Annotated in this window: 16 protein-coding genes; 13 read left to right on the top strand and 3 right to left on the bottom strand. The window is 34.4% G+C overall.

The window, feature by feature from the left end; all coding sequences use genetic code 11:
• Positions 1-43: 43 nt before the first annotated feature.
• Entirely contained in the window at positions 44-1,348 is a 1,305-nt protein-coding gene (rimO, locus tag RT250_RS09960; RefSeq protein WP_313114525.1) for a 30S ribosomal protein S12 methylthiotransferase RimO, read from the bottom strand.
• A 128-nt stretch (positions 1,349-1,476) separates the two neighbouring features.
• On the opposite strand from rimO, the gene RT250_RS09955 reads away from it, so the two are divergent.
• The 11 genes from RT250_RS09955 (at position 1,477) to RT250_RS09905 (ending at position 16,331) form a co-directional block, all read left to right on the top strand.
• The gene (locus tag RT250_RS09955; RefSeq protein WP_313114524.1) at positions 1,477-3,375 is read left to right on the top strand and encodes a S9 family peptidase; all 1,899 of its coding nucleotides are present in this window, start codon (positions 1,477-1,479) and stop codon (positions 3,373-3,375) included.
• 174 nt (positions 3,376-3,549) lie between these two features.
• A complete protein-coding gene (gene guaA, locus RT250_RS09950; protein WP_313114523.1) occupies positions 3,550-5,079 on the top strand; it encodes a glutamine-hydrolyzing GMP synthase in 1,530 nt (509 codons plus the stop codon).
• Between the two features lie 75 nt (positions 5,080-5,154).
• The gene (locus RT250_RS09945) at positions 5,155-7,092 is read left to right on the top strand and encodes a LysM peptidoglycan-binding domain-containing protein (protein ID WP_313114521.1); all 1,938 of its coding nucleotides are present in this window, start codon (positions 5,155-5,157) and stop codon (positions 7,090-7,092) included.
• Positions 7,089-7,493: an OsmC family protein gene (locus tag RT250_RS09940; RefSeq protein WP_313114520.1), complete on the top strand. Its 405-nt coding sequence runs from the start codon at positions 7,089-7,091 to the stop codon at positions 7,491-7,493. Before RT250_RS09945 ends, RT250_RS09940 begins: the two co-directional genes overlap by 4 nt.
• Positions 7,494-7,568: 75 nt before the next feature.
• A complete protein-coding gene (locus RT250_RS09935; RefSeq protein WP_313114517.1) occupies positions 7,569-8,099 on the top strand; it encodes a DUF922 domain-containing protein in 531 nt (176 codons plus the stop codon).
• A complete protein-coding gene (locus RT250_RS09930) occupies positions 8,083-8,313 on the top strand; it encodes a DUF3820 family protein (RefSeq protein WP_313114515.1) in 231 nt (76 codons plus the stop codon). The genes RT250_RS09935 and RT250_RS09930 overlap by 17 nt, the downstream gene beginning before the upstream one ends.
• Positions 8,314-8,364: 51 nt before the next feature.
• Positions 8,365-9,012, top strand: a complete 648-nt coding sequence (locus tag RT250_RS09925; protein ID WP_313114513.1) for a spermidine synthase — start codon at positions 8,365-8,367, stop codon at positions 9,010-9,012.
• Between the two features lie 123 nt (positions 9,013-9,135).
• A complete protein-coding gene (gene pyrG, locus RT250_RS09920) occupies positions 9,136-10,752 on the top strand; it encodes a CTP synthase (RefSeq protein ID WP_313114511.1) in 1,617 nt (538 codons plus the stop codon).
• Positions 10,753-10,935: 183 nt separating this feature from the next.
• Positions 10,936-12,822 carry a membrane protein insertase YidC gene (gene yidC / locus RT250_RS09915; protein WP_313114508.1) on the top strand — a complete coding sequence of 629 codons (1,887 nt, stop codon included), beginning with the start codon at positions 10,936-10,938 and terminating at the stop codon, positions 12,820-12,822.
• 138 nt (positions 12,823-12,960) lie between these two features.
• Positions 12,961-13,653, top strand: coding sequence for a toxin-antitoxin system YwqK family antitoxin (locus tag RT250_RS09910; protein ID WP_313114505.1), 693 nt, complete (start codon positions 12,961-12,963; stop codon positions 13,651-13,653).
• Between the two features lie 206 nt (positions 13,654-13,859).
• Entirely contained in the window at positions 13,860-16,331 is a 2,472-nt protein-coding gene (locus RT250_RS09905; RefSeq protein WP_313114503.1) for a M14 metallopeptidase family protein, read from the top strand.
• A gap of 55 nt (positions 16,332-16,386) precedes the next feature.
• On the opposite strand, the gene RT250_RS09900 is transcribed toward RT250_RS09905, so the two are convergent.
• Positions 16,387-17,133 carry a DUF6503 family protein gene (locus RT250_RS09900; protein ID WP_313114501.1) on the bottom strand — a complete coding sequence of 249 codons (747 nt, stop codon included), beginning with the start codon at positions 17,131-17,133 and terminating at the stop codon, positions 16,387-16,389.
• A 90-nt stretch (positions 17,134-17,223) separates the two neighbouring features.
• Positions 17,224-17,841 (bottom strand): alpha-ketoglutarate-dependent dioxygenase AlkB family protein, encoded by a 618-nt coding sequence (locus tag RT250_RS09895; protein WP_313114499.1) that lies wholly within the window; start codon positions 17,839-17,841, stop codon positions 17,224-17,226.
• 158 nt (positions 17,842-17,999) lie between these two features.
• Here RT250_RS09895 and RT250_RS09890 point away from each other — a divergent pair, with 158 nt between their 5' ends.
• Complete coding sequence (locus tag RT250_RS09890; protein ID WP_313114497.1) at positions 18,000-18,560, top strand: LemA family protein; 561 nt, start codon at positions 18,000-18,002, stop codon at positions 18,558-18,560.
• A gap of 26 nt (positions 18,561-18,586) precedes the next feature.
• Positions 18,587-20,320, top strand: a complete 1,734-nt coding sequence (locus tag RT250_RS09885) for a DUF2207 domain-containing protein (RefSeq protein WP_313114494.1) — start codon at positions 18,587-18,589, stop codon at positions 20,318-20,320.
• Positions 20,321-20,410: the final 90 nt, after the last annotated feature.

Here is a 20,410-nt window from a genome sequence, read left to right as displayed (position 1 = left end):
GAAATTTCTCGCTTTTTTTGTTTAATAATAAGGTGTTTAATTTTTATCTTACAACTTCTGCATACAAGTCGAAGTCTTCGGCAGCGGTAATTTTTACATTAAAAAATTCTCCTGTTCTTAAATAGTCATCTTCTGCATTAATTAATACTTCGTTGTCAACATCTGGACTGTCAAATTCAGTTCGTCCTACAAAGTATCCACCTTCTTTTCTATCGATTACCACACGAAATTCCTTACCTATTTTTTGCTGGTTTAGTTCCCAAGAAATTTGAGATTGAATTTCCATTATTTGGTTGGCGCGATCCATTTTTACATCATCCGGAACGTCGTCTTCAAGATTGTAAGCGTGAGTATTTTCTTCGTGAGAATATGTAAAACAACCTAAACGCTCAAAACGCATTTCTTTTACCCATTCTTTTAAAGTTTGGAAATCTTCTTCAGTTTCACCTGGATATCCAACAATTAAAGTAGTTCTAATTGCCATTTCAGGAACGGCGGCTCTAAAGTCTTCTAATAACTTTGTAGTCTTTGCTTTAGTAGTTCCGCGACGCATGGATTTCAAAATAGAATCTGAAATATGCTGTAATGGTATATCTATATAATTACATATCTTAGGTTCATTGCGCATCACCTCCAATACATCCATTGGAAATCCTGTAGGGAAGGCGTAATGTAATCGAATCCATTCAATTCCTTCAACTTTTGCAAGCTTTTGAAGAAGCTCTGCAAGATTTCTTTTTTTGTATAAGTCTAAACCGTAATAAGTTAAATCCTGTGCTATTAAAATAAGCTCTTTAACACCTTTTGCTGCTAATTTTTCAGCTTCAACGACCAATTCCTCTATAGGGGTACTTCTGTGTTTTCCACGCATAATCGGAATCGCACAAAAAGAACATGGACGGTCGCACCCTTCAGCAATTTTAAAATAGGCATAATTCTTTGGTGTAGTCGTAATTCTTTCACCAATTAATTCGTGCTTATAGTCTGCACCTAAAGCTTTTAATAAACCTGGAAGCTCGGTTGTACCAAAATATTCATCTACATTCGGAATTTCTTTTTGAAGGTCTGGTTTATATCTTTCAGAAAGACACCCTGTAACAAAAACCTTATCTACAACACCTTCTTCTTTTTTCTGAACGTATTCAAGAATGGTATTTATGCTTTCTTCTTTGGCATTATTAATAAAGCCGCAGGTGTTAATTACCACAATGTTTCCTTCTTCCTCGTGTACTACTTCTTTATCACTAGCACGCAGTTGGCCCATAAGTACCTCACTGTCATATACATTTTTAGAGCAACCTAATGTTACTACATTAATTTTATTTTTCTTTAGGGATTTCGTGCGCATTTCTGTTATTTCTTAATTTAAAAAGTGTGCAAAGATACCACGAAAAATTAGAACATTCATTACTATCTATATCTAGTGCAACCAGCATAGATTTTTTAAGTAACTTTGCATTTTTAAAAACTTTTGAAATGAAAAAAATAACGTTCCTGCTAGCATTTCTTACTGCTGGCATCATGTTCGCGCAAAATACAATGACGCCTGAGCTACTGTGGCAAGTAAAAAAAGTAAGTCCGATTGGAATTTCTGACAATGGAGAAGTGCTTTTTTATAAAGTTACAACTCCCAACATGGAAGAAAATAACTTCGACTCAAAATTCTACGCTATGAAAGTAACTGGTGGCAATTTTGCTGAAGTTACAAAGGAAGAGGCTAAAGTGGCAGATAAAAATTTATCTCCAAATGGCAAATACCTTCTGATGCACAAAGCAGTTCATATTAACGACATTACTGGAAATGATATTTACAACGATCTACCAAAAAGTGATGCGTATGTATTTACGTCATTAGATTACCGTCATTGGGATAAATTCAACGATGGAAGTTTTAATCACGTTTTTTATAAAGATGTAGAAACTGGAGCAGAAACTGATATCACACCAGGCCAGCCATACTACACCCCACAAGCTCCATTTGGAGGTGATGAAGATTATATTTGGGGTCCAAAAGGTGAAAATATCTATTACGTAAGTAAAAAAGTTGCAGGCACAGAATATGCAGTAAGTACTAACACAGATATTTACAAGTACAACCTAGCCAGCAAAAAAACTGAAAATATTACTGAAGAAAATAAAGGGTACGATACAAACCCTGCATTTTCGAAAGATGGTGCTTTAGCTTGGTTGCAAATGAAAACTCCAGGTTATGAAGCTGATAAAAATGATATTATTGTGCTAAAAGAGGGTGTGAAACAAAACCTTACAGCACATTGGGATGGAACAGTTGCTAACTTTATATGGGCAAACAATAATAAAGATATTTATTTTACAGCTCCTGTAAATGGAACAAGACAACTTTTTAAAGTTGATCATCCGGGAAGATCAAGAAAAGTGCCTGTAGTAGAGCAGCTTTCACAAGGACAATTTGATGTAACGGGTATAGTAGCAGAAAAAAATGGTCATTTAATCGTTACACGTACCGATATGAACCACGCTACAGAGATTTTTTCTTTCGATTTAAAGAATAAAACTTTTAAGCAACTTACACAGGTTAATACTGAGTTTTACGGAAAAATGGATTTACCATCAGTTGAAAAGAGAATGGTAACTACTAAAGATGGTAAACAAATGTTGGTATGGGTGGTCTTACCTCCAAACTTCGATAAAACAAAAAAATATCCAACCTTGCTTTATGCTCAGGGTGGACCACAGTCTCCTTTATCTCAATTCTACTCATTCCGTTGGAATTTCCAATTAATGGCATCGCAAGGTTATATTGTTGTAGCTCCTAATAGAAGAGGAATGCCAGGTCATGGTGTAGAATGGAATGAAGCAATTAGTGGCGACTGGGGTGGTGGTGCAATGCAAGACTACTTAGATGCTATTGATGCTATTGCTAAAGAGCCTTATGTTGATAATGATAGACTTGGTGCTGTTGGTGCAAGTTTTGGTGGCTATTCAGTTTTCTGGCTTGCTGGAAATCACGACGGTCGTTTCAAATCTTTTATTGCTCATGACGGTGTTTTCGACAACCGATCAATGTATGGGACCACTGAAGAGTTGTTCTTTGTAAACCACGATATGGGTGGTGCTTATTGGGAGAAAGAAAATGAAGTAGCACAGAAAACATACAATGAGTTCAACCCAATTAATTATGTTGATAAATGGGATACTCCAATTTTAATAGTACAAGGTGGTAAAGATTATCGTGTACCTATTGAGCAAGGATTGCAAGCGTTCCAAGCAGCGCAATTACAAAATATAAAAAGTAAGCTTCTTTATTTTCCAGAAGAGAACCATTGGGTACTTCAACCACAAAATGCGTTGGTGTGGCAAAGAGAGTTCTTTAGCTGGTTAAAAGAAACACTTTAATTTATGCTAAATGAAAAATCACGAATGCACGAAAAATTATAAAAACTCGTGTGTTCGTGATTTTTAAATAAAATTAAAAGAATGGCAAATCAACAATTTTACTTTTGTTGAAAATACATTGAAAAATTACTCACAACAGTTTAACCAAATTAACAATTTACAGTATTTTTGCCTATGCAAAATAATGTCCTCATTTTAGATTTTGGATCGCAGTACACTCAATTAATCGCTAGACGCGTTAGAGAGTTGAATATCTATTGCGAAATCCACCCATACAATAAAGTTCCAGAAAACCTAGATCCTTATAAGGCTGTAATTCTTTCTGGAAGTCCATTTTCTGTTCGTGCTGAAGATGCTCCACATCCGGACCTTTCAAAAATTAAAGGTCAGAAGCCACTTTTAGCGGTTTGTTATGGGGCACAGTATTTAGCGCATTTTAATGGAGGAAGTGTAGAGCCATCAAACTTACGTGAATACGGAAGAGCGAAGTTATCTATGATTAAAGATGGTGAAGTTTTCTTTAAAGACATTCCAGAAAACACTAATGTCTGGATGAGTCATAGCGATACCATCGCGAAACTTCCTGAAAATGGAGTACGTTTAGCAAGCACTGTAGATGTTTTAAATGCTGCTTATAGAATTGAAGGCGAAGAAACCTACGCAATTCAATTTCATCCTGAAGTGTACCATTCAACGCACGGAAAGCAATTGTTAGAAAACTTTTTAGTGAATATAGCTGAGGTACCTCAAACGTGGACACCAGCTGCTTTTGTTGAAACTACTGTTGCAACTTTAAAAGAGCAAGTAGGAGATGGAAAAGTTGTGTTAGGATTAAGTGGTGGAGTAGATTCAACAGTTGCTGCTATTCTTCTTAATAAAGCAATAGGTAAAAACCTATACTGTATATTCGTAAATAACGGATTGCTTCGTAAAAACGAATTTGAAAGTGTATTAGACCAGTATAAAGATATGGGTCTAAATGTAAAAGGTGTAGATGCATCGGAGCGATTTTTAAAAGCTTTAAAAGATGTAAGCGATCCTGAAAAGAAACGTAAAGCTATTGGTAATGCCTTTATTGAAGTATTTGATGATGAGGCACATCAATTAACTGGCGTGGATTGGTTAGGTCAAGGAACTATCTACCCAGATGTTATTGAAAGCGTATCGGTTAATGGACCTTCAGTAACCATTAAAAGTCATCACAACGTAGGTGGGCTGCCAGATTTTATGAAATTAAAAATTGTAGAGCCGCTACGTATGCTTTTTAAAGATGAGGTTAGACGTGTAGGAAAAGAAATGGGAATCGACCCTGAATTATTAGGAAGACACCCTTTCCCTGGACCAGGCTTAGCAATTCGAATATTAGGAGATATTACGGCCGAAAAAGTTCGTATATTACAAGAGGTCGATGCTATCTTTATAAATGGGTTAAAAAAGTGGGACCTATACGATAAGGTATGGCAAGCTGGGGCAATTCTATTACCGGTAAATAGTGTAGGAGTAATGGGAGATGAAAGAACCTATGAAAAAGTAGTTGCTCTTAGAGCAGTCGAATCTACCGATGGGATGACTGCAGATTGGGTAAATTTACCTTATGAATTTTTACAAGAAGTAAGTAATCATATAATAAATCGCGTTAAAGGCGTTAATAGAGTAGTCTATGATATCAGCTCTAAACCGCCTGCAACAATAGAGTGGGAATAATTTCTGTAAAGTTTCTTTTTTGCTGAAATTGATTTTACTCATAAATCATGTTTAATTTTAACTGAAATTGAGACTATGTTTGACAAACTTAAAAATTCGATTATTCCTATGTTGAAGTGTTTAATATACGTTTCAGTTACGTTGTTATTTATGGTTAGTTGTGGATCTGCAGCGCAACAACAATACAAGAGTCACGCTGTTAAAAAAGGTGAAACGATTTCGAGTATTGCAGATGCATACAATATTTCTGAAGAAACAATTTACAATTTGAACCCTGAATCTAGAAATGGACTAAAGGCAAATAGTATTTTGATTATTCCTTCTAATAATATTATTAGTTCAGGAACAGAAAAATACAACTACCGCGAGCATAGGGTTAAACGAAAAGAAACTCTATACGGCATAGCTCAAGAATACAATGTTAGTGTTGATGATATCAAAAGGTTAAATAAGGAGTTGTACTCCAGAGGCCTGAGAAACGGAGAAAGAATACTTATTCCGGCGGCTTCAAAAAGTACCGAGGTTACTACTACAGATCCTGATAATAAATTACTATCTGGCACTCAAGAGTATAAAGTTCAAGCTAAGGAAACTAAGTTTGGAATTGCCAGAAAATTCGGGATTAGTATTGCGGAATTAGATGCGCTAAACCCAGAATTAGGCGATGGTTTAAAGAGAGGTTCAATAATTATTGTGCCTGAAGATACTGTAATAGAAGATGCTGAAATCGACGAAGATAAATTTCAGTATTACGAAGTATTATCCAAAGAAGGTTTTTATAGACTGAAAGTGAAATTTGGTCTTTCCCAAGATGAAATTATTGCTTTAAATCCGTATGCAAAAGATGGATTAAAAGAAGGAATGATTCTTAAATTACCTAAAGAATCAGATTACGCTTCTTCCAATGTTTATACCGATGTTAATCTTGAAGACCGAATAGACAATAAAAGTATGAAAACGGTAGCGCTTATGTTGCCATTTCGTTTACCAGATAGTCCAGACGACTCAACTGAAGGCGATAGCGATTTAATTAAAAGAGATCCTACCCTTCGTGTATCTTTAGACTTTTATAGCGGAGCATTAATGGCTGCTGAGTTTGCAAAGGATAAAGGCATTCCTGTTACTCTTAATGTATACGATACAGAAAGAAGTGAAAGTAAAGTTGCATCTATTATTTCAAATGGAAACTTTAAAAATGTAGATGCCGTAATTGGTCCATTGCTACAGAAGAATGTTGAGAAAGCTTCAGATATGCTTCAGAGAGATAAAATTCCAGTTTTTTCTCCTTTAAGCAATAGAGATATGGCTATGAATAAGAACCTTTTTCAAACCATACCTACCAATTCAATTCTTGAAAAAACAATGATTCAATATTTGGTGAAGCATTCATCAGGTAAGAATATTATTATAATTTCAGATTCAAAAAGAGCTAAACAGAAAGAAATGCTGCTATCGGCAATTCCAACTGCAAAAACAGTAGTGCCAAGAGGTGGAGGATATGTTGGCTCTAGTGATATTTCTGCTGTAGTAAATAACGGAATGGAAAATTGGGTTGTTCTTGAGTCTGAAAATCCTGTGCTAATTAGTAGTGCCGTAAATGTTTTAGCTGGAATGTCTCCAAGCTATAAGCTTCGCCTATTTACTTTCGATAAAAACGACGCTTACGAATGGCACGAAGTATCAAGTAGACGTTTAGCAAAATTAGATTTTACATTTCCATCTGTTAACAGAAAGTTTGACGAGGACGAACGCAATTCATTTTTGGTAAGTTATAAAAATAAATACGGTGTATTGCCCAATAGATACGCTATTAGAGGTTTTGATGTAACTTACGATGTATTGTTGCGTATGGCTTCAGAAAAAGATATTTACGATGCTGTACTACCTGAAAATCAAACAGTGTATATTGAAAATAAATTTAGATATAATAAGTCTGATACAGAAGGGTATTGCAATGAAGCGGCATATATTCTAAAATACAATAACGAACTTAAATTTGAAGTTGTAGAATGAGTACTTCTAAAGTAACATATTTAGGAAATCTTCGTACAGAGAACGAACACCTACAATCTAAAAACACCTATATCACAGACGCTCCAACCGATAACAACGGAAAAGGAGAAGCATTTTCACCTACAGATACTGTGGCTACAGGACTTGCTAATTGTATGATAACTGTAATGGGGATTAAGGCGAGAGATATGAATGTAAATATGGATGGAACTACAGCAATGGTAACCAAAACTATGGCTGCAAATCCGCGTCGTATTTCTAAAATTGAAATAGCCCTGAATTTTCCTGCGGGTATCGAAGAAAAATCGAGAAAAATATTAGAAAATACAGGGAGAACTTGTCCAGTGATACAAAGTCTTCACCCGGATATTGAAAAAGTAATTGAGTTTAATTGGGGCTAAGAAGGCAATTAGCTTTCTTTTTCAGTTGAGAGTCAGTTATTTTAATTTCCACGATATTTTTGACTTCAGCTTATTATGAAACTTTTTATTGCATTATTAATTTTCTTGATAACACTCCCTCAGAACAATTCTGAAAAAATCATGTGGAGTGAAAGTTATAAGCTTAGTTGGAATGACTTTCGCGGAAAACCTTTACGTAGTGCAAGTTTTGTTGCGACCACCAATTCGGGAATAAGCTTTCAATATTCGTATTCAATCAAGAATAATAAGGTTAGTGTTGATTACTCGGTATCAAGTTTCTTTGAGCCGAATAACTCTTGGTATATTCCTGAAAAAGTAAATGATTATATTCTAAAACACGAACAGCTTCACTTTGATATATCAGAATTACATGCTCGAATGCTTAAAAAGAATTTAGAAGGAAAGCAGTTCTCAAAGAGTGTGCAATCTGAAATTGAAAAAATTTACAGAGAAGTTGAACAGAAAAGAAGGGCAATGCAAACGAAATTTGATACCGAAACTGATCACTCTCGAAATGACAAACAAGAATTATACTGGCGAGAATATATCGCCAAACAACTCGCCGAATATGAACATTGGAAATAGCCCAGACCCTAATCACTTAATTGAACTTGCTAATTATAAAATGCCTTTCGGAAAATATGAGGGGTATTATTTGGTGAATGTTCCTGAGTATTATCTTGTGTGGTTTAAACAGAAGGGATTTCCTGAGGGGAAACTTGGAAGAATGATGGCCGAAATGTATGAGCTCAAACTCAATGGGCTAGAGGGCTTAGTGAAAAAGCTTATCAAAAAGTAAAATTCTGTATCTTTTTGGCGATAGATAAAGTTGCAATAATTAAAAGGAAAAATGAAAAAGATTTTAAGCTACATCTGGCCAGTCACAAGAAAATTTCCTTCTGAATTTAATGGCACTTTAGAAATTTCTTATATTAATGGTAAGAAGGTTTTGGATACAAAAAACGCAAATTATTCTTACGGGTCACTTCAGAAAATATTAGAAATAGGTTTGACTAAAGTAAATCTAAAGTCTGTTGAAAACTTATTGCTTTTAGGTTTAGGCGGTGGAAGTATTATCCAGTCTCTTCGTGAAACATTTGAATATCAAAAAAATATTATTGCTGTAGAAATCGATCCTGAAATCATAAAGTTGGCTAAGGATGAATTCGGTATTGCTTCTTCAAACACCTTGCAAATTATCCAAGCCGATGCTTTTGAGTATGTGAAAACTTCTAAAAATAAATTTCAGCTAATTATAATCGATCTTTTTATAGACACCACTGTACCTTCAAAATTTTTTAAAAAGGAATTTTGTGACAATGTTTCAAAACTCATCGAAATTAATGGAGAGTTAATTTTTAATATAGGAGTGAACTTAGAAAAGGATACAGAAATGGCTACCAAAATTATTGATAATTTCGGCAGTCACTTCGACTTTTATTCGCTTAAAAAGGTAAATGGAACAAATCATTTATTAATTGGGAAAAAAATATCTTAATTCTAACTACTGACGGAAATTCATTTTGAAAATAGGGTATTTCATTTTTGAATTTTAAACCTTTCCTTTCCACAATAAAAATGTACCTTTGCATCCCGTATAATCATTTCAGCAGAGGCATCCATGAGCACTACAAAATACATCTTCGTTACGGGCGGGGTTTCATCATCATTAGGAAAAGGAATTATCGCAGCATCGCTAGCTAAACTATTGCAGGCTAGAGGCTACCGTGTAACTATTCAAAAACTAGATCCTTACATTAACGTAGATCCAGGAACTTTAAATCCATACGAGCATGGCGAATGTTATGTTACAGATGACGGTGCTGAAACCGATTTAGATTTAGGGCATTATGAGCGTTTCTTAAATTTGTCAACTTCTCAAGCAAACAATGTTACCACAGGACGTATTTACCAAAGCGTAATCCAAAAGGAGCGTCGTGGTGAATTCTTAGGAAAAACGGTTCAAGTAATTCCACATATCACAAACGAGATTAAAGAGCGTATCCAACTATTAGGAAAAACTGGCGATTACGATATCGTTATTACCGAAATAGGTGGAACTGTGGGAGATATTGAGTCTTTACCATACATAGAAGCTGTTCGTCAGATGAAATGGGAAATGGGAGATGATAACGCTCTAGTTATACATTTAACCCTTGTCCCTTTCCTTGCTGCTGCAGGTGAATTGAAAACCAAGCCAACTCAACATTCGGTTAAAACCTTAATGGAAAGTGGTATCCGTGCAGATATTTTAGTTTGTAGAACAGAACACGAACTTTCTTTTGATTTAAGAAGAAAGCTTGCACTTTTCTGTAATGTAAAACAAGAAGCTGTAATTCAATCTATAGATGCTTCTACAATTTATGATGTTCCAAACTTAATGTTTGAAGAAGGCTTAGATAAGGTTACTCTTAAAAAATTAAATCTTGTAGATTCAAATGAACCAGACTTAGAGCATTGGAATAACTTTTTACAAAGACACAAAAACCCGAAAGCTGAGGTTAGAGTTGGTTTAATTGGAAAGTATGTTGAACTACAAGATAGCTACAAATCTATTTTAGAAGCTTTTATTCATGCGGGAGCTGAAAATGAGGTTAAAGTAAATGTTGACTTTATACATTCAGAGCACATTAATGCAAAAACTATTGGTAACAAACTTTCTAAACTTGATGGGATTCTTGTTGCACCAGGATTTGGCGAACGAGGAATTGAAGGGAAGGTTGCTGCTGTTCAATATGCACGTGAAAATAACTTACCGTTCTTGGGAATTTGTTTAGGAATGCAAATGGCAGTTATTGAGTTTGCTAGAAATGTGTTGAACTTAAAAGATGCAAATAGTACCGAAATGAATCCAAAAGCTCAAGACCCTGTAATTAGTATTATGGAGGATCAGAAAAACTTAGAGGATATGGGAGGAACTATGCGTTTAGGTTCATGGAAATGTGATATAAAAGAAGGTAGCTTAGCGAGCAAGATATATGATTCAAACTCTATCGAAGAGCGTCACCGCCATAGATATGAGTTTAACAGTAAGTATAAAGATGAATTAGAAGCTGCAGGTATGATTGCTACAGGTAGTAATCCAAATACCGATTTGGTAGAGATTGTAGAAATTCCAAGTCATCCTTGGTTTATTGGCGTTCAATACCATCCTGAATATAAAAGTACGGTCGCCAATCCGCATCCACTTTTTGTAGCCTTTGTAAAAGCAATGCACGAACATTCAGAAAAAAAATAACTAAGACAATTTGGCGTAAGCTCGAAGAAAGGCGGGATTATTGTTTACCTAGCTGTCTTATAAGTTTAAATCTAAGTTATTAACTGAGATTACAACGAAACAAAACGATTAAATTAAACTAAACTTTCGAATTCTAAATTCGGAATGCATTAAAACGATTGCGGTACAAGTCCGCGACTTAGTATGGAAGAAAAGAAATTTGACGTAAACTCACTCGTAGGTTTTTTATTGATTGGTGGTATCCTTATTTGGATGCTTTATATGAATAAACCTACCGAGGAAGAATTACAAGCTGAACAAGCAAAAACTGAAGCTGCAGCAAGTGAGGCTATTTCATCAGAAAAAGGACCTCAAGACACAACTTTAGCTGGAGCTATTTCAGATTCAATGAAGCTAGGTTCTGCAAGTGATTCATTAGCTTATGAGCAATTGAAAAACCAATTAGGTTCTTTTGCTTATTCTAGCACATTGCCTTCTGCAACCGATGAAAGTACAGTGTTTGAAAATGATGTGCTTTACTTAAAAGTAAGTAATAAAGGAGGTTATATTTCGGAAGCTAGATTAAAGAATTTTACAAAATTTGATTCTGTTCCAATCTATCTTATTAAAGATGGCAACGCTTCATTAAACCTTCAGTTTACAGCTGAAAATAGAAATTTAAACACAGCAGATTTATACTTCGAGCCTACATTAAGTGACAACGGCGAAGATAAAGTGCTTTCTATGAAGTTAAAAACTTCACAAAATGGATTCCTAGAGTATCGTTATACCTTGAAGCCTGGTGAATATATGCTCGATTTCAGTATTAATAGTCAAGGGTTAGATGGTGTATTAAATACCTCTCAGCCTATGTATTTAGACTGGAGATTAAAAGGATATCGTCACGCAAAAAGTATCTCGTATGAAAACAGATATTCTCGTTTAACTTACGAATACGACGACGAAAAACACTCAAAATTGTCTCCATCTGGTGATGACGACGAATTAGAGAAAGATGTTACTTGGATGAATTTCCGTCAGCATTTCTTTAGTTCAATGCTGCTTACAGATACTCCATTTAAAGAGGTAAAACTTACATCTGTAGATTTAGTAAAAGATGAAGAAATAGATACTGTATATACAAAACAGTACGGGGCTAAGATGCTTATAGAACCTAAAGGTGGAAAGTTGGCTCATACGATGAATATGTATTACGGTCCTTCAGATTATAAAATCTTTAAAGAATACGGTCGTAACTTAGATGAAGCTATGCCGTTAGGTTGGGGAATATTTGGGTTTATTAATAAATACGTTATTATACCATTGTTTGGGTTATTAACAGATTTCTTACCAGCGGGAATTGCCATTATTGTACTTACCATTTTAATTAAGCTATTGCTCTCTCCTGTGCAGTACAAGCAATACCTTGCTCAGGCTAAAATGAAGGTTTTAAAACCTGAAATGGATGCAATAAAAGAGAAGTACAAGGACAATAAGCTTAAAATCCAGCAGGAAACTATGAAGTTGCAAACTTCCGCAGGTGCCAGTCCGCTGAAAGGTTGTTTACCAGCTTTATTGCAAATTCCTGTGTTCTATGCCTTGTTTACCTTTTTCCCATCGGCATTCGATTTGAGACAGAAGAGTTTCTTATGGGCAGAAGACCTTTCAAGCTATGATACAATTTTAGAATTGCCATTTCATATTCCATTTTATGGGGATCACGTAAGTTTATTCCCAATATTAGCTTCTATTGCAATCTTCATTTATATGATGATGACAACAGGACAGACAATGCAGCAACAGCAGCAACCGGGAATGCCTAATATGAAATTCATAATGTACCTTTCTCCATTGTTTATGTTGATTTTCTTCAACAACTATGCAAGTGGTTTATCGCTGTACTATTTTGTATCGAACTTGATTACTATCGGGATAATGCTTGTAATCAAAAACTTCATTATTGATGAAGAAAAGATTCACGCTAAAATTCAGGTGAAAAAAGCGCAACCAAAAAAGCAAAATAAATTTCAGCGTAAAATGGCTGAAATGATGGAGCAGGCTGAGGAACAAAAACGAGCTGGGAAGCGATAATATTTTCTAATCTTAATAAAGAAGGGTTTCTTTGTAGGCTGATATTTCGGCATATTTGGAAACCCTTCTTCAATTCACAACTATAGTAAAATAGAATTAAAGCTTCTTCGTTATATTTATTGAAATATTACAAACACTATGAAAATATTTAATGCCTTACTTTTCTTAGGAATTTTTATCTCATCTGTAACAGGTTTTTCTCAAAATGATACAAACCAAATGGATGCAGATGGTAAACGTCACGGAATTTGGAAAAAAACATATCCCGAAACGGAACAATTGCGATATGAAGGTAAGTTTGAACACGGGAAGGAGGTTGGAGAATTCAGATTTTATTGTGAAGACTGCAAGAATCAGCCTACTGTAATTAAAACCTTTAACAAGAGTGATAATATTGCCGAAGTCAAGTATTTTACTAAAAAAGGAAAACTTGTAAGTGAAGGTAAAATGCAAGGTAAAGACCGAATAGGGGAATGGGTTTACTATCACGAAAAATCTAAGGTAGTTATGTCTCGAGAAAACTATCTAAACGACGAACTTCACGGAAAAGTTATAACCTATTACCCAAATGGAAAAATAACTCAAGAAACCGATTATAAGCACGGGAAAAAGGACGGAGAAGATAATTATTACTCGGCGGAGGGGGTACTGCTTAAAAAACTTCCGCATTCTAATGACCTAATTCACGGACATGTTTTTTACTACGATGCTTATGGTAATGTAGTAATTGAAGGCCACTACAAACACGGTAAAAAGCATGGACTTTGGAAATATTACAAAGACGGACAAGTTGCTTTAGAGGAAACTTTTCCAAAGAAAAATAGAGAGTAAATTTAAACTTACTTTGTTTTTATTAAGTTATTACAAACAAACCTTTCTCAATCCTTTACCTTTATTAATTAGCTATCATTTATAGATAATTGTTGCTAATTAAATTTTAGCTTTTTATAGGGTTAAGCCTTGTCTTTGCTCTAAAATCAATAGCATTATTTCAAATTGTTTCTTTAGCTTTATCAATTATTTTAAACTCTTTCAGAATGAATCGTTTTCTCACTATTTTATTTTTAATTTTTCCTGTTTTTATTTTCGCGCAGTTAAAATCACCTGCAGAATTTTTGGGGTATGAAATAGGTACTCAGTTTTCAAGGCACGCCGATGTAGTTGCTTATTTTGAACACGTTGCTGAAAACAGTGCGCTTGTTCAATATTCCGATTATGGAACTACAAACGAACGTAGAAGATTGACCTATGCCATTATTTCTTCTGAAGAGAATCTTAAAAACATTGAAAAGATTCGTACTGATAATTTAAAAAATGCTGGAATTATTACAGGAAATGCCAGCCCAGAGAAAGCTATTGTTTGGTTAAGCTACAATGTACACGGAAATGAAGCGAGTAGTAGTGAAGCAGCAATGAATACAATCTATAAATTGCTGACAGAGCACCAAAATTATCTTCAAAATACTGTAATAATTATGGATCCTGGTGTTAATCCAGATGGGCGAGATAGATATGTAAATTGGTACAATCAAGTGCAAGCTAGGCCTTATAACACCTCCCAAGATGCTACAGAGCATAAAGAGCCTTGGCCAAGTGGCCGACCTAACCATTATCTATTCGATTTAAATCGCGATTGGATGTGGGCAAGTCAGATAGAAACGCAACAACGCTTAAAAATTTATAATCAATGGATGCCGCATCTACACGTAGATTTTCACGAACAGTTTATAAATAACCCATATTATTTTGCTCCTGGAGCAGAACCTTATCACGAAATAATTACCCCTTGGCAACGCGATTTTCAACATCAAATAGGAAAGAATAACGCCAAGTATTTTGATGAAAACGGATGGTTGTACTTCACACGTGAGAGTTTTGACTTATTATACCCAAGTTATGGTGATACTTACCCAATGTATATGGGGGCGATTGGAATGACTTACGAGCAAGCAGGGCACGGTATGGCTGGATTAGGTATTATAAATGATGAAGATATCGAACTCACACTTGTAGACCGTGTTGCTCATCATACCACAACAGGACTATCAACTATTGAAGTTGCTTCAAAACAAGCGAAAACCCTTAATTCAGAATTCGGAAAATTCTTTCAAAATGACAATTTAAAATTCAAGAGCTTTGTGCTAAAAGGAAATGCAGATAAAATTAAAAGTCTAACCGAAATGTTAGATCGTCACGATATTAAATACGGGTTTGCAGATGGTGGTAAAGTGAAAGGTTTTAGCTATTCAACATCGAAAAATGCAACAATAGACGCTAAAGATGCTTTAGTGGTTAGTACAAATCAACCTAAAGGGAAGATGGTGCAAGTACTTTTTGAACCTACCACATCACTATCAACTCCAATTACTTACGATATTACAGCATGGAGTCTGCCTTATGCCTTTGGTTTAGATGGTGTTGCAAGTACTAGTTTGGTTACTGCTAATAGTACAGCGAAAAAATCAGCAGTTTCTAATATTGCTTCTCCTAATGCCGCTGGTTATATCGCGAAATGGAATAGCTTACAAGACGCCACATTTCTTTCGGAATTATTAAAGAATAATATAAAAGTGCGTTTTTCTGAAAAAGAACTTGGTTTTAATGGAAATAACTTTGGTCGAGGAAGTTTAATTATTACAAGAAGCGACAATAAAACCAATTCAGAATTTGACACAAAGCTTATTGAAATAGCAAATAAAATGGAGCGAGAGCTCTACGCTTCTCCAACGAGTTATGCTGATGAGTTAACAGATTTTGGATCACAGTACGTGCATTTAATCAAGAATAAAAAAGTTGCCATACTTCAAGGTGCAGGGACCTCTTCATTAAATTACGGAGCCCTTTGGCACTTTTTTGAAACGCAACTAAAGTATCCGATCACTTCAATAAACACAGAAAGTGTAGGAAGAATTAAATGGAGTGAATATGATATTTTAATATTACCTGAAGGAAATTACAATTCAATTTTAAACGATGATAACTTTAAAAAACTTGAAGATTGGATTGAGCAAGGCGGTAAAATAATAGCTATAGGTAATGCTGTAGACATTTTTGAAGGTAAAAAAGGTTTCGATTTAACCAAAAATGCTTCTGAAAACGATGATGAAAAAGAAGATGAAGCTTCAGATAAAAACCTAATTCCTTATGCTGAACGTGAGATGGAAAGTACTAAAGATATGATTACTGGAAGTATTTTTAAAGTGAAGTTAGATACCACTCACCCCTTAGCTTTTGGATACGATGTTACGTATTATAGTATGAAATTGGGTAATAAGTCTTACAAGTTTTTAGAAGATGGTTATAATGTAGGTTATATTGAAGGAGACGCTGTAAGTGTTTCTGGATTTACTGGTGAACGCGCCAAGGCTTCACTTAAAAACTCAATTGTTTTTGCTCAGGCAAAGAAGGGTAGTGGTAGTGTAGTTTATATGGTTGACGATGTGTCATTCCGTTCGTTTTGGCAGAATGGAAAACTGTTTCTAGCCAATGCAGTATTCTTTGTGAATTAAAACTCTCGATTAATATATTTAAAACTCGGACTTTAAAATAGAAGACCGAGTTTTTTTATTCAATAATATCGACTGAAATATCTTCAGTAATTATCTCTGAAAGCAACGTTAGTTTTCCTTCGGTAAAGAGCTCATCTAGAGAGTTCATATCTACATTTTCCCAAGGTTCGGCTTTGTAGTTTTTGTAATCAACAAAACGTATTCCTTTTACAACACTAGGGTTAAAAGCTTCTCTAAAACGTATGCCACCTTTTCCAGTGTAGAATTTATATGCGAAATAGTCAGTAGTATAATCATCTTTATTAATCCAATACATATATATATCTTCGTGATCTTCGCCGCCGCCTTCTTGCTTAAACGTTACTTCAATTTCGTAGTATTTCTTGCCTTTAACCTCAGCTTCTCCAACTAATTTTTTATTTACGGCTTCATCATTCAAACCGTAAGGCAATTGCACAAAATAGTGTACAGAATTTACCGAATTGGAATACAGATTCATTAGAGAGTCTGGCAAGTTTATTTTTACACCATCAACTTTTCTTTCAAAACTACTATTTGTAAGCACATCAAAAGTTTCTCCTAAAGAATCGTTTATTGTTCGAGTTAATTTATAAAGACCGTTTTTTCTTTCGCTAGTGTATTTATTATTACGAAAAGTGAATTCAATTTTGGCCTTGTCGTATTTATCTCCTCCAGCATTTTCAATTGCCTTATCAATAATCTGTTGTGCTGTAAGTTGTTTTTCTTCTTGCTTGCAGGAAATAAAAAAGAAAAGAAATCCAATTATAGGAAGGACTCTCATAGGGTTTTGTTTTTTCTCAAAGATACAAATGAATTATTCTAATTTAGAATATCATTAAACTTCATTGTTTATGGAGGGTTTAAAAAAAAATTAATCGATAATAGTTCTAAATGTCAGATTGATTCTTGCTGAATGTATTTTTTTAGTTGGCGGTAATCGATGTAACCAATAGGTTTGAATTTCACCTTTCATTACTAATAAGCTACCGTGTTCTAAGTTTACAGAAATCGTTTCTTTGGTTTCTTTGTGCTTAAAAGCGAATTTACGCGCTGCACCAAAACTAACAGAAGCAATTGCTCCGTTCTTTTTTAAATCCTTTTCATCGTCGCTATGCCATGCCATGCCTTCTGCACCAGTGTGATACAAGTTCAGTAAACAGCTGTTATAAGTTTCTCCGCTTTCTTTTTCAATATAGTTTTTAAGCTCAAGTAATTCTGGTGTCCATGGAAGCGCTTTCTTTGTTGTTTTTGAATAGGTGTAATTAAATTCCTTATCACCATACCAAGCTACTTTTCGTTTTGTAATAATTTTTTTTCCAAAAATGAAGGCTTCATCATTTTTCCAGAAAATGGAATTTAGAAGAATTTCGAAATAACGATTTGCTACTTCTTTAGAAAATATTCTTCCGAGGTAATTAACCTCGCCATCTTTAGGGAGTAAGTTCTTTTCTGAATCTGCTTTTAGGGAAAATAAATTTAATTGTTGCAAGTGAAATCTTTTATAAAGAGTGATAAAAGTAATAACTACAATCGAATCAAGTTTATTTAAGACGCATTATTTCGTTATTAAAAAATGTAAGAGAGAATTTAAATTGAATTCATTACTTTTATTAGTCAATTGATTATCAAAACAAAACCTAAACAATTATGAATATTGTGCTTTTTATTTTCGGAGTTATAGTAGTGATTGCAATTTTGCTTGTTATTGTTTTTAATCGCTTTGTAAAAAACAAAAATTTAGTAAAAGATGCTTGGAGTAATATTGATGTTGCTTTAAAACGTCGCTACAATTTAATTCCGAACCTTATCGAAACTGTAAAAGGATATGCAGCCCACGAAAAATCTACATTAGAAAGTGTTATAAATGCCCGAAACGCTGCAATGTCTGTACCTTCAGATGATATCAATAGCCAGATAAAAGCAGAAAGTCAATTACAACAATCGTTACGCAGTATTTTTGCATTAGGTGAAGCTTATCCAGATTTAAAAGCTAATCAAAGCTTTTTGGACTTACAGCAGAAATTAAATGAAATTGAAGTAAATCTTGAACGCAGTAGAAGGTATTACAATGGTACGGTGCGTGAAAATAATACCTATGGCGAAAGTATGCCTGGTGTTTTATTTGCTGGAATGTTTGGGTATAAGCATTTCGATTACTTTGAAGCTGATGAAGCCGAACGCAAAAATGTAAAAGTGAGTTTCGATTAAATTTTATTAAAACATATGCGATTAAGATGCTTTTCAATTATTTCATAAAACTAAAGTTTAATTGCCGGTTCAATAAAAAACTGGTTCTACTAGTTTTTGGAATATTCTTTTTCCTAAAAGCTTCTTCTCAGGATTTTACTGTTGATTATGCAAAGGTTGATATTTATTTAAGTGAAGAGGGGTATTTTGATGTTGTAGAGAATTACGACATTACTTTCACAGCTCCCAAACACGGGATATATCGTACCATACAAACTCAATACGATATTAAAACGGAAGATGGAACGGATGAAAAGCGTAAAATTGATATTGAAAATATTGATGTTTCAAAGCATAAGTATTCAACAACGCCATTTTTTGCACGAAAAGTAAGCCATGATTTTGAAATTAAAATTGGGGATAAGGATAAAACTATAATCGGTCCGGAGCACTACGAAATAAAATACAGGGTTTACAATGCCTTTCTCTATGGAGAAGAAAACACTCATTTCTATTGGAATATTAAACCAGATAATTGGTTGGCACCCTTTAAAAAATTAGATTTTACTATTCATATTCCTGAAAGCATTGATTTGGATTTAGACAATATCTATGTGTATTCGGGTGAGCGAGGGCAATCTGCAGTTTCACCTTATTTTGAGGTTAGTTATGACGATGGAGTGTTTTTGGTTAAAAGTACTAGAGACTTTAATTCTACAAGCGGAGAGAGTGTAACAGCACTTGTAAAATTGCCATTAGGCTCTATAAAAGAAATAAAACCCTTTTGGCCATTTTGGACTGACTATGGTTGGACTATTATTTTGGGAGCTTTAGTCTTTGTTTTTTATTTAGTTTGGAATAAATACGGGAAGGATGATAAGGTAATAGCGACTACAAGTTATTTTCCTCCAAGTGGCATAGACCCAGCTATGGCAGGGTATTTAATAGATGATAAAGGTGATTCCGAAGACCTAATTGCATTATTACCCTATTGGGGAGAACGTGGGATTATAGCCATAGAGGAAATTTCAAAGAAAAATTGGTTTGGTAAAAGTGATACTAAAATTACACGTTTGAGACCTCTGCCAGAGGGTGCTTCACCCTATGAAATTACTTTATTCAATGGAATTTTTGGTAGCGGGCATAATTCTGGTGAAAAGAGTGTTTTGATAAGTAGTTTGAAAAATTCATTTTACACAAAAATGGATAAAGCAAAAACATTATTAAAAAAACAAGCCCAAGTATATTATGATCCTAAAGCGAATAAAGTTCAAATTGGAGCAATAGTAGGTCTAATAATTATAGATCTTATTCTACTTTTTGTCTTTTTGGTATATTGGGGTCCAATAGCGGTAATTGCACTTGTTCCAGTTTTCGCATTTTTACTTTATATGACAGTGCATCTGGTAAAGAAAAACGCGAAAGGAACTCAAGTTTTATCTGAATTAAAAGGGTTTAAACAGTTTATAAAAATAGCAGAAGAGAATAAACTAAAAATGCTATTAAAAGATAGTCCCAATTACTTTGAATCTACGATGAGCTATGCGCTAGCTTTTGGATTACTCAGCAATTGGGTTAAAAAATTTGAAGTCCTCGATTTACAACCTCCTACTTGGTATTCTTCAACTACAGGAGTATTGACAATGAATAATTTTTCCAATTCATTTTCTAATACAATGCAGTCTACCAAATCTACTATGGTTAGTTCACCATCAAGCAGTTCGTCTGGAGGAGGGTCGTCTGGAGGTGGTTTTGGCGGCGGCGGTGGTGGAAGCTGGTAAGTGTTTTTTTATTTATGTAGTAAAATATTAAATTACATCTAGAATCTAGAATCTAGAATCTCAAATCTCACATCTCACATCTCAAATCTC

It is taken from the genome of Aequorivita sediminis (assembly GCF_032080575.2).
Taxonomy (GTDB): Bacteria; Bacteroidota; Bacteroidia; order Flavobacteriales; family Flavobacteriaceae; genus Aequorivita; species Aequorivita sediminis.
This window is presented reverse-complemented; position numbering and strand designations above follow the sequence as displayed.

Bases quoted from the DNA above. Each gene is read 5' to 3' on its own strand.
- rimO (WP_313114525.1), bottom strand. From the start codon at position 1,348: ATGCGCACGAAATCCCTAAAGAAAAATAAAATTAATGTAGTAACATTA.
- RT250_RS09955 (WP_313114524.1), top strand. From the start codon at position 1,477: ATGAAAAAAATAACGTTCCTGCTAGCATTTCTTACTGCTGGCATCATG.
- guaA (WP_313114523.1), top strand. From the start codon at position 3,550: ATGCAAAATAATGTCCTCATTTTAGATTTTGGATCGCAGTACACTCAA.
- RT250_RS09945 (WP_313114521.1), top strand. From the start codon at position 5,155: ATGTTTGACAAACTTAAAAATTCGATTATTCCTATGTTGAAGTGTTTA.
- RT250_RS09940 (WP_313114520.1), top strand. From the start codon at position 7,089: ATGAGTACTTCTAAAGTAACATATTTAGGAAATCTTCGTACAGAGAAC.
- RT250_RS09935 (WP_313114517.1), top strand. From the start codon at position 7,569: ATGAAACTTTTTATTGCATTATTAATTTTCTTGATAACACTCCCTCAG.
- RT250_RS09930 (WP_313114515.1), top strand. From the start codon at position 8,083: ATGAACATTGGAAATAGCCCAGACCCTAATCACTTAATTGAACTTGCT.
- RT250_RS09925 (WP_313114513.1), top strand. From the start codon at position 8,365: ATGAAAAAGATTTTAAGCTACATCTGGCCAGTCACAAGAAAATTTCCT.
- pyrG (WP_313114511.1), top strand. From the start codon at position 9,136: ATGAGCACTACAAAATACATCTTCGTTACGGGCGGGGTTTCATCATCA.
- yidC (WP_313114508.1), top strand. From the start codon at position 10,936: ATGGAAGAAAAGAAATTTGACGTAAACTCACTCGTAGGTTTTTTATTG.
- RT250_RS09910 (WP_313114505.1), top strand. From the start codon at position 12,961: ATGAAAATATTTAATGCCTTACTTTTCTTAGGAATTTTTATCTCATCT.
- RT250_RS09905 (WP_313114503.1), top strand. From the start codon at position 13,860: ATGAATCGTTTTCTCACTATTTTATTTTTAATTTTTCCTGTTTTTATT.
- RT250_RS09900 (WP_313114501.1), bottom strand. From the start codon at position 17,133: ATGAGAGTCCTTCCTATAATTGGATTTCTTTTCTTTTTTATTTCCTGC.
- RT250_RS09890 (WP_313114497.1), top strand. From the start codon at position 18,000: ATGAATATTGTGCTTTTTATTTTCGGAGTTATAGTAGTGATTGCAATT.
- RT250_RS09885 (WP_313114494.1), top strand. From the start codon at position 18,587: ATGCTTTTCAATTATTTCATAAAACTAAAGTTTAATTGCCGGTTCAAT.